This window comes from Massilia aurea, from assembly GCF_040790145.1.
Lineage (GTDB): Bacteria > Pseudomonadota > Gammaproteobacteria > Burkholderiales > Burkholderiaceae_D > Telluria > Telluria aurea_C.
This window is the reverse complement of the sequence record NZ_JBFMMP010000001.1, coordinates 1,086,707-1,096,309: the sequence shown is the minus strand read 5'-3', so window position 1 is coordinate 1,096,309 and position 9,603 is coordinate 1,086,707. Positions and strand designations below refer to the sequence as shown.

7 protein-coding genes, 3 tRNA genes and 1 pseudogene are annotated in these 9,603 nt (G+C 58.0%); 7 read left to right on the top strand and 4 right to left on the bottom strand.

Annotated elements, in window-relative coordinates; genetic code table 11:
• The first annotated feature begins 1 nt into the window (after position 1).
• The 4 genes from AB2N08_RS04550 to AB2N08_RS04535 all read left to right on the top strand — a co-directional run bounded on the left by AB2N08_RS04550 (position 2) and on the right by AB2N08_RS04535 (position 891).
• A tRNA-Gly gene (locus tag AB2N08_RS04550) sits at positions 2-77 on the top strand.
• A 36-nt stretch (positions 78-113) separates the two neighbouring features.
• Positions 114-189, top strand: a tRNA-Gly gene (locus AB2N08_RS04545).
• A 78-nt stretch (positions 190-267) separates the two neighbouring features.
• Positions 268-341: transfer RNA gene (locus tag AB2N08_RS04540), tRNA-Cys, on the top strand.
• Positions 342-705: 364 nt separating this feature from the next.
• Positions 706-891, top strand: coding sequence for a hypothetical protein (locus AB2N08_RS04535; RefSeq protein WP_367609423.1), 186 nt, complete (start codon positions 706-708; stop codon positions 889-891).
• Between the two features lie 59 nt (positions 892-950).
• On the opposite strand, the pseudogene AB2N08_RS04530 reads toward AB2N08_RS04535, so the two are convergent.
• A pseudogene (locus tag AB2N08_RS04530) lies at positions 951-1,181 on the bottom strand (transposase); the annotation flags it as partial.
• 94 nt (positions 1,182-1,275) lie between these two features.
• Here AB2N08_RS04530 and AB2N08_RS04525 point away from each other — a divergent pair.
• Positions 1,276-4,272, top strand: coding sequence for an N-acetylmuramoyl-L-alanine amidase (locus AB2N08_RS04525; protein WP_367609422.1), 2,997 nt, complete (start codon positions 1,276-1,278; stop codon positions 4,270-4,272).
• Positions 4,273-4,963: 691 nt separating this feature from the next.
• Here AB2N08_RS04525 and AB2N08_RS04520 read toward each other — a convergent pair.
• Complete coding sequence (locus AB2N08_RS04520) at positions 4,964-6,328, bottom strand: hypothetical protein (RefSeq protein ID WP_367609421.1); 1,365 nt, start codon at positions 6,326-6,328, stop codon at positions 4,964-4,966.
• 77 nt (positions 6,329-6,405) lie between these two features.
• Between AB2N08_RS04520 and AB2N08_RS04515 the strand changes: the two genes are divergently transcribed.
• Entirely contained in the window at positions 6,406-6,750 is a 345-nt protein-coding gene (locus AB2N08_RS04515; protein ID WP_367609420.1) for a DMT family transporter, read from the top strand.
• 40 nt (positions 6,751-6,790) lie between these two features.
• Positions 6,791-7,306, top strand: coding sequence for a TetR/AcrR family transcriptional regulator (locus AB2N08_RS04510; RefSeq protein WP_367609418.1), 516 nt, complete (start codon positions 6,791-6,793; stop codon positions 7,304-7,306).
• A 160-nt stretch (positions 7,307-7,466) separates the two neighbouring features.
• Here the strand turns inward: AB2N08_RS04510 and AB2N08_RS04505 are convergent, their stop codons facing one another.
• Positions 7,467-8,495 carry a methionine synthase gene (locus tag AB2N08_RS04505; protein WP_367609416.1) on the bottom strand — a complete coding sequence of 343 codons (1,029 nt, stop codon included), beginning with the start codon at positions 8,493-8,495 and terminating at the stop codon, positions 7,467-7,469.
• Between the two features lie 17 nt (positions 8,496-8,512).
• Positions 8,513-9,490 (bottom strand): DUF1852 domain-containing protein, encoded by a 978-nt coding sequence (locus AB2N08_RS04500; protein WP_367609448.1) that lies wholly within the window; start codon positions 9,488-9,490, stop codon positions 8,513-8,515.
• Positions 9,491-9,603 lie beyond the last annotated feature (113 nt).

Sequence of the window (9,603 nt, the reverse complement as noted above, 5' to 3'; positions counted from 1 at the left end):
AGCGGGAGTAGCTCAGTTGGTAGAGCGCAACCTTGCCAAGGTTGAGGTCGAGAGTTCGAGCCTCTTCTCCCGCTCCAGTGTTTGCAAATGGCGTCGTAAATCAGTACTCCTCAGCGGGAGTAGCTCAGTTGGTAGAGCGCAACCTTGCCAAGGTTGAGGTCGAGAGTTCGAGCCTCTTCTCCCGCTCCAGAATTCCAGGAAGATCCCTTCTTCCCTTGTTGATGCGGGACATAACCGCTTGCATCATCCAAGTGCACCATATCCTCTGGCGAGGTAGCAAAGCGGTTATGCAGCGGCCTGCAAAGCCGTCTAGGTCGGTTCGACTCCGATCCTCGCCTCCAGAACTTAAAATGCACGGGCCTCATTCGAGGCCCGTTTGCATTGGGGTCAACACCCTTCGTCATAAGCGGTGCGCCGCGCCTGACAACGGCCGGACGGCCGTCACGTGGCCATTTACTTTCGCCCCAGGATGCCATGATCCGTGCATCATGGGGAACATCATCGAGCGACTCTACGGATATCAACTGCGCGTTGCCGGCAAGCTCCTTTCAAAGCGGCTCTGGATCACTTCAAGAAAAGCCTGAAAGGCGAGGTTTCGACCTCGCATCGCTGCACGGCGGAGTGCCTCAGTTATAACCAGATCCCGATCTCCTACCAAAGCCTCTTCACACGCGACGACCCAGCGTTGCTACCATCTCGACTGGCATGCTGAACTACGAAAGGGCCGAGGCATGGGTAAGGCAAATGAAGCGCGCCGAGGATCTGGCGCCGTCGACCATCAGGCACAGGCACGGCATGCTGGCCAGGCACCTTGACTGGATGATCCGCAAACATCCAGACACCATGGCGGCGAATCCGCGTCGTTTATTGAAGCGACGATTCTCGAGATAACTTCGAATATTGGTCCGCTTTCTTTCCTGTGGAATGAATTTTCATGCGCCGGCTGACGGTGCGAAGTCAGGCACCTGCCCGTCCAGGCAGGCCAGCTCGAGCAGGCTTTGTGTCATCGCCTGACGCGCTGCTCGATTGAACAGGCTCTTGATCGTTAGGCAGAACTGAATTACCGCCTCGCTGTAATTCAGGCTGCGGCCCTGCTTTCCGCTGGCACTGTCATGCCAGCACATCTCCTTGTCCAACCAGATGAGCAGTGCGCCACGCGCTTTCAGGGCTGCGTTGTACGCTTTTCAATTAGTCAAAAAAGCAACACTGGCAAATATTTTAATTTAAGCGTTTTCTTTATGCGCATAATCAGTACGTGCTGATGGAAATATGCTAATGCGACACTGGCTACTAGATTCTTCCATCGCCAACGATTTATCGGATTTCCAATTCTTCCAAGAAACGCGGTTTCGCTGCGCTGTAGCATGCGAAGCGCATTCGAGTCTGCTGCACGCTACCGTTTTTGTTCGCGCCGACCACGTCCGTGACCCGTGGCCGTGCTGTCTGCTACGTCACGACGACAAAATTGGGAGAACTAATATGGCGAAGTGTCCGTTTGCAATCTGGAAGCCCTTGAGCGGCGGTTCAGGCCCGATGGCCAGGGGGCCGTACAAGATTGTTCATCACACCACCGAAGGCGGTAGCGCCAGCGGCGCGCTCGACACGTTTCACAAGCACCGTTCCGACCCGCACTTCACGGTCGATGGCAAGCAAATTTTCCAGCACATCGATACCGATGAAGGCGCGCGCTCCCTGCGCAATGCGCCCGGTGGCGTTGAAACCAATCGCGGCGGCGCGGTGCAGATTGAACTGGTCGGCTTTGCCCACAAACGAAAGGCTCCGGCCAACCTGATCAATCTGGCACGCCTGTGCCGCTGGATCGAAAATACCCATCACGTGCCTCTCGAGTGGCCCGCCGGGCTGCCCAAAGTTGCCAGGAACGGCGCCGATCCGGGCGGGCATAACCGCGACGCAAAGGTGTGGGAATCGCGTAGCGGCCATTATGGCCACTGCCACGTACCGGAAAACACCCATTGGGACCCGGCCTATACCAAAGATGAAGTCGCCTTCCTGATGGACGCGCGCTTCGATGCCGCCGGCCACCTTCTGACCGCGCCGCCACCTGCGCTGCCCAATCAGGCCGGCGCGTCTTCGCTGTCGACCATGCCGGACCATGGCGACGTCGGTGAACATGATGCCCCGGTTTCCCTGGACGACGCTACCATCCCGGCCAGTCGGCCGATCAACGTGCCGCCTGCGCCCCAACAGCCGATGCGCCGCTGCAATGCGCGTGCCGATACGCTCGACTTCCGCGACCGGATGTACGAAGCGACACTGGTCGAGGTGCCATCGACTATTCCGCTCGAGAACTATCTTGCACACAAAGTGCCGGTGCTCGACCAGGGAAGCGAAGGCGCGTGCACCGGCTTTGGCCTGGCCACGCTGGCCCACTACCTGCTGCGCAAGCGCCAGTACTATCCCGATCACGGGAACGTCAGCCCACGCATGTTCTATGAAATGGCGCGCCGTTACGACGAGTGGCCTGGCGAGGACTACGACGGATCGAGCGCACGCGGCGCCATGAAAGGCTGGCACAAGCATGGCGTGTGCTCCCGTCCCGAGTGGTGCGACGACGCCCACCTCGATGCGGCCGATCCGGGCTTCGACAAGCCGCGCCTGAAAGGAGCGCTCCTGCGCCCACTAGGTTCCTACTTCAGGGTCAACCACAAGGACCTGATCGCAATGCACGCGGCCATTGCCGAAGTGGGGGTGCTGTACGCCACCGCGGTCGTACATGAAGGCTGGCAGCACGTTGGCGAGGACGGCACCATTGAATTCATGGACCAGGACATCGGCGGCCACGCCTTTGCGATCGTCGCTTACGACCATGACGGATTCTGGATCCAGAACTCGTGGGGCGAGACCTGGGGCAAGCAGGGTATGGGCCGAATCGGCTACGACGATTGGCTAAAAAACGGCACCGACGTATGGGTCGCACGTCTCGGCGCGCCCGTCAACCTCGAACGGGCGGGCTCGTTTTCGACCGCCCATTCGGCTGGGGCTGCCCAGTCGTCTGCCTACGCCTACTCGGAATTGCGCCCTTACCTGGTCAGCATCGGCAACGACGGCTTGCTGCGGCCGGGCGGGGATTACGGCACCAGCGCGCGGGAAGTGGCCACGATCTTCGAACGCGATATCCCGGAGCGCATGGAGGGTAAAGCCAAAAAGCGCCTGCTGCTGTACGCGCACGGCGGCCTGGTCTCTGAGGAAGCGGCAGTGCAGCGCGTCGCCGAATACAGCGCCGCGCTGATCGAGTCTGACGTCTATCCACTGGCGTTTATCTGGCGCACCGATTATTGGACTACCGTCACCAACGTGCTGCAGGATTCGGTACGACGGCGTCGTCCTGAAGGTGTGCTCGACAAGGCCAAAGACTTCATTCTCGACCGTCTCGATGATGCGCTCGAACCGCTGGCGCGCCAGCTGACGGGTAAGGCGGCGTGGGATGAAATGAAAGAGAACGCCCACTTGGCCAGTTCGCCGCAAGGCGCGATGCCGGTCGTGGTCGGCCACATCAGGAAGCTACAGCAGCGCTACCCGGATCTGGAGATTCACCTGGTGGGCCACAGCGCGGGATCGATCCTGCTAGGGCCGCTCGTGCAGCTACTGACCGCCGAGGGCAGCTTCACGAGCGGGCCGCTACAGGGGGGCGAGGGTGCTGGCCTGAAGATCGCAAGCTGCACGCTGTGGGCGCCGGCCTGCACGACTGCGCTGTTCAAGGAAATGTACCTGCCGGCGATCCAGAGTAAAACCCTCGGCAACTTTGCCATCTACTGCCTCAATGACAAGGCCGAGCGGGACGACGATTGCGCGCGCATCTATAACAAGTCGCTGCTCTACCTGGTATCGAATGCCCTGGAAGAGACGCCACGTATTCCGCCGATGGGCGCCGATGCTCCAGTACAGCGCGCCGAGAAATCGCTGAGAAACACCGGCGTTTCGGTACTCGGAATGGAAAAATTTCTCAAGTCCGACGACATGCGTGAGCTGTTCGCTAGCGGGTTGGCCGAACAGGTCATTGCGCCGAATGACCACGCGAAGGATTCGCTGCAGGCATCGCGCGCAAAGACCCATGGCAGCTTCGATGACGATGTGTTTACCGTCACCTCGACCTTCAAGCGGATACTGACGGCGACTCAGCCGGAGCCGGACAAGACCGGGGACGACCATGGGCCCGAGATGCATATCGGGGAATTGCTATTCGCGCCATCGGCAAGCAAGATGACGTTGAAGCGCAAGGACATCGACAATCAAACCCGCCCGCTGCATTAGGACTACGTCAGGCGAGATCCCTCGTGCCCGCGCAGGAACCCGACCTGCGTGAGGCATCGACGCCTTTCCCGTATGCGAACGTTGAAGAAATCCGCGATCAGGCGGACAAACGTTGGAGAGAGGAGGCGCCTTGTTTGAGACGCATTCCAGTACACGTTTTATGGTTTGGGCCTCAAGTAATCAATCTTGTCGTTGCAATCATGATGCTCGTCGCCGCCCTGCAAATCTGAGCATGGCGGAAAAGCTCAGCAGTTCCCAAGCCGTGTTCGATCAGGACGTAAAACGCACGGGCCTCATTTGAGGCCCGTTTTGTTTTGGTCTTCTGCTTCAAGTAAGCAGGCTCGTCAATACTCGCAGCGATTCCCGAGTCCTCACCAACGGTCTGGCAGATCGCTGTCGAAGCTCGCAAGTACCATGAGATAGATTCAAGAGCACGGCGTCGATCGGGGTTTTGCCATCATCGTGCAGGAGTCCAAAGAAACTATTCCCCCCGCACGTTCCTGCAAACCCAAACTGAATCACGATCAGATACGCCCAATCTCAAGGCATCAAGACAAGTTCGAAATGAATGTTTTCATCCTTTTCGCACAAGCGTTGCTGGATTCTGGCGACCCGACGATGCCATTGATTGCCTGCAGACTTCCTGCGACGATGGGCAGCACAAGCACCTTTTTTTCAGGATCCACGTTGTTCAATCGGGGTGCATTTCGAGGGGTTGCGAGCGCTTGGCGGAGTTCGTGTCGATGTCGGCATTTTTCGGCAGATCGAGATAGGGATAACGTGCCACGGTTGCGCGTATCCGCCTGGACTGGCTGCCAGGATGGCCCCAGATCACCTCGACTGTTTCGCCGATCCGCGCGTATTCCGGTTGGAGTAGCGCCAGCGACAGCATTTGCCGGTAAAAGTAGCTGAATACCCGTCCGCTCGATACGCCGATCTGATTGGCACCCACCATCACGTTGTCGCAGAACACGACGGAATTGTGTGCTGTCCAGATCGGATTGGCGGCGAAGTCCATGAACGCCACCTCGGCATGTGGGTCGAACTGCGAAGCGTAGACTTCGAGAATATCGTCGCGATGCCATTCGAGCGTGACGATCCGGCGGTGCGGTTCTTCGACGATGCGCTCGAGTGCCGCGCGCCCGACGAAGTCATGGTCGAACCTGATCATGTGCGCCCAACCAAGCTCGACTGGATTGGCGTAACGCTTCTCCAGCACCGCGCCTGCGCTGCCGGGAAGGTTGCGCATGTAGACGTCGGCACGTCCGGCCATGAATGCCATGAAGTCCGGATCCTCGGTGTATGCTGGTAAAAAGTGAATGTATGACTGCGCGAAGCCGCTTTCGGTATGATGCATCCCGTACACCTGCATGCCGATTCTCTCCATGTCGAATTGCTTGCCTGCTGCCGCAATGGCTCGGTAAACATCCAGCGCATCCTCCATACAACCGTGTACCTCGTAGGCAAGGGTCCGCGCGACACCCAGTCGGAATATGCGTACCGGAATATCGCGTCCCTCGAAGGCAATTGTGCTGGGGCGGTGCCACAGGAACGCGATATCGCCCAGATCGTCGGACGTGGCCGCTTCGAGTACTGCCAGCGATTTCGGTCCGGCCACCTGGAACAGGAACGTCTTGCCGCTCAAATCTTCGCCCGTTACGTCATAGCGGCCGGACGCGACCAGATAGTCGATGTAGGGGTTGAGGAAGTAGCACATGAAGTCTGCGGCGCCGGTGCGCAGGACCATACCGTCAGCCATCACATTGCCCTGCGTATTGCACATCACGGCGTGTTTCGAGCACCCGACGGAAAATCTGGTGAAGCCGTTGATGCATGCCTCGCGCAAGAGATCAAGGGCACCTGGCCCTTGGAGGCGATAGGGGGATGCAGGATTCAGTCCGGCGTGCAAATAGCAGCCGGTCTTCCAGGACAACGACTCTTTTTTCCAGCCATTGAATTGCCAAGGTGATAAATGCTGGAAGGTCGTGTTGTAGTCTGCGACGTTGGGGTCGAAGGGCAAGTAAGGGCTATGTGCAACAAATTTTTCGTGTGGCATGACAACATTTCCTTTTAAAGATACCGCGCGGTATGTTATCTTTGCACAAATCGATCATCGTTGAAAGGCAGATTCAAATGAATCCGACCATGTTGTCCTGGGCTGCGCTCGGTGGCGCAATTGCTTGTGAAGTCGTGGGCACGGCGTTCCTGAACAAATCTGTGCAGTTCACCAAACTGACGCCGGCGATCATTTCGCTGGCCTTCTACGGTGTGTCGTTCTATCTTCTCGCGCAAGCGCTGCGCACGTTGCCGATCGGCGTGGCGTATGCGATCTGGGCTGGACTTGGTATCGTCCTCACGGCCATTGTCGGGATCGTTGTTTTCCAGCAGAGGCTCGATTGGATCGCCATGGTCGGTATCGGCTTCATCGTGCTTGGGGTGGTGATCATTAACGTGTTTTCACGCGCGGGAGGGCACTGAGGTGGGATCTGCGTACGAACGTCGCAAGGATCCCGTCGCGGTGCGTCGTGCGTTGCTCGACTGTGCCACGGCGATTGCTGCAAGCGAGGGGGTGGTTGCGGTCACGGTGGCAGGCGTGTCGGCGGCGGCGGGCGTGACCAAGGGCGCCCTGTTTCATCATTTCGCCAACAAGCAAGCGCTGGTCGATGCGATGGTCGACGAATTGATGCGCGAACTCGATATTGCTCTCGACGTATTGATCGCTGCCGATGAGGTGCCACGAGGCAGCTTTACCCGCGCCTATGTCCAGGCGGCCCTCACGATGGACGACGCCACGACGCGTGCCTGGTCAGCCCTGCTTGGTTCGCTGACGACCGAAACGGACATTGCTGCGCGCTGGCATGCCTGGCTGGCGCGGCGCTTGGTGCGCCATGCCGAGACCGATGCCGAGGCGTCACTGAACATTGTCAGGCTTGCCGCCGATGGTGCGTGGTTTGGCTGTCTCAGTGGCCAGGCCGCGAGCCACATCCTCGACCTGCCGGCGATCAAGGCGCGCTTGATCGAGATGACGTTCTGAGCCTTGGCATGAACGTGCGAGACAGCTGAGTGTCGCCGAGGCATGCGTCCATATGGCACGCAATATAGCGGCGGTATCGCCGGGATCGCTTCGGCGTTCGTAGGTGCAATATCGGTCAAGGTGGCGTCCGCCATCCAACGCGAGGACCATCGATCGCCCGCTACGACGACAGTTCTTTTCGGATAATCTCCGCACCCGCACTCAGGGCATTGAGCTTGGCCCTTGCGACGCGACGCGACAACGGCGCCATGCCACAGTTCGTGCATGGGCAGAGCTTGTCGGCATCGACGAACTGCAGCGCTTTTCGCAGTGTGTTGGCGACCTGTTCCGGCGTCTCGATGATGTCGCTTGCCACGTCGATCGCGCCGACCATCACTTTCTTGCCGCGAATAAGTTCCATCAATTCCATGGGAACATGCGAGTTGTGGCATTCCAGCGAAATGATGTCGATACTGGATTGTTGCAGCTGAGGGAAGATCGATTCGTACTGGCGCCACTCCGACCCCAGCGTTTTTTTCCAGTCTGTATTGGCTTTGATGCCGTAGCCATAGCAAATGTGCACCGCAGTTTCGCATTTGAGACCTTCGACCGCTCGTTCCAGCGTGGCGATGCCCCAATCGTTCACCTCATCGAAGAACACATTGAATGCTGGTTCGTCGAACTGGATGATGTCGACCCCGGCCGCTTCGAGTTCGCGCGCTTCCTGGTTGAGGATCTTCGCAAATTCCCAGGCCAGCTTTTCGCGGCTTTTATAGTGGCTGTCATACAGCGTGTCGATCATCGTCATGGGGCCGGGCAAGGCCCATTTGATCGGCTTGTCGGTTTGCCCGCGCAAGAACTTCGCGTCGTCGACAAATACCGATGTCGGCCGGCTCACGGCGCCGACGACCGTCGGCACACTCGCGTCGTAGCGGTTGCGAATTCTGACGGTTTCGCGCTTCTCGAAATCGACGCCGCTCAGGTGCTCGACGAACGTGGTGACGAAATGCTGGCGGGTTTGCTCGCCATCGCTGACGATGTCGATGCCTGCCTGTTGCTGGTCGTCGAGGGACAGGCGCAGCGCATCCTGCTTGCCCTCGGCGAGCTCGTCGTCTTGCAGTTTCCAGGGAGACCACAGCGTTTCGGGTTGTGCAAGCCAGGCCGGTTTCGGCAGGCTGCCGGCAGTTGAAGTGGGCAACAGTTTTTTCATGGTGAATTTTCTGGTAATCAGGGAATGTAATTGGCCGACCATTGCTCAAGGATCAGCTGGTACGGTTTTATAAAATGTTCCTCAGCAAACTTTCCCTGCTTGACCGCGAGTTGGCCGCGCTCTTCCCGGTCGTACACAATCTGCGTCAGTGAATAATCCTGGTGCTGCAATGTCGGTTGGTAGCACTTTGCCGCTGCCGAATTGGCGTTGTAGATCTCGGGCCGGTAAATTTTTTGAAAGGCTTCCATCGTGCTGATGGTGCCGATCAGTTCGAGATTGGTGTAATCACGGAGCAGGTCGCTGAAAAAATAAAATGCCAGCGGCGCGACGCTGTTGGGCGGCATGAAATACCGGACCTGCAATCCCATCTTGCTGAAATACTGGTCGGTCAGCGACGCTGTATTTTGCTGGTACTCGACACCCAGCACGGGATGCTGATTCTCGGTGCGATGGTAGGTCTTGTTGTTTGAAATGCTCAGGCAGATGACGGGCGGTTTGCCAAAATTCTCGCGATACACCGTCGAGCCCAGGAAGGCCTTGAACAACTTCCCGTGCAGGTCGCCGAAATTGGCCGGAATACCGAATTCGTGGCGATCCTTGTTATGGTCCAGCAGCAGCACGCTGAAATCGTAATCGCGGACATACGACGAAAAATTATTGCCTGCAATGCCTTCGATACGCGCGCCCGTTTCTTGATCGACGATCGTGGTTTTCAGTATTTCAATCAATGGAAAGGCATCACCATTGCCTTCGGCGCCCAGATCCATCTCGACCGAGACAATATCGAGTTCGAGCGCGTACCGGTCGCCTTCCGGGTTGTCCCAGTGGGCCAGGGCATTGAAGCGCGCGTCCATCATGCGCAGTGTTTTGCGCAGATTGTCCTGGCGCTGTTCGCCCCTGGCCAGATTCGCAAAGTTGGTGGTGATGCGCGTGCCGTCCGACGGGCGGTAATGCTCGTCGAAGCGGACTGTCTTGATTGCAAACTTAAAATCCATGGTCGTCGTCGTCTGGTGTGGGGAGGTGAGGAGCACTGCATGCCAGGCCCAGTCCACACATTATGCTTGGCTTGTCGATTGAATAAAAACGATCGTTTCTAATGAATCAATGA

Coding starts and splice junctions, on each gene's coding strand:
- AB2N08_RS04515 (WP_367609420.1), top strand. CDS start 6,406: ATGAATCCGACCATGTTGTCCTGGGCTGCGCTCGGTGGCGCAATTGCT.
- AB2N08_RS04525 (WP_367609422.1), top strand. CDS start 1,276: ATGCGACACTGGCTACTAGATTCTTCCATCGCCAACGATTTATCGGAT.
- AB2N08_RS04500 (WP_367609448.1), bottom strand. CDS start 9,490: ATGGATTTTAAGTTTGCAATCAAGACAGTCCGCTTCGACGAGCATTAC.
- AB2N08_RS04520 (WP_367609421.1), bottom strand. CDS start 6,328: ATGCCACACGAAAAATTTGTTGCACATAGCCCTTACTTGCCCTTCGAC.
- AB2N08_RS04535 (WP_367609423.1), top strand. CDS start 706: ATGCTGAACTACGAAAGGGCCGAGGCATGGGTAAGGCAAATGAAGCGC.
- AB2N08_RS04505 (WP_367609416.1), bottom strand. CDS start 8,495: ATGAAAAAACTGTTGCCCACTTCAACTGCCGGCAGCCTGCCGAAACCG.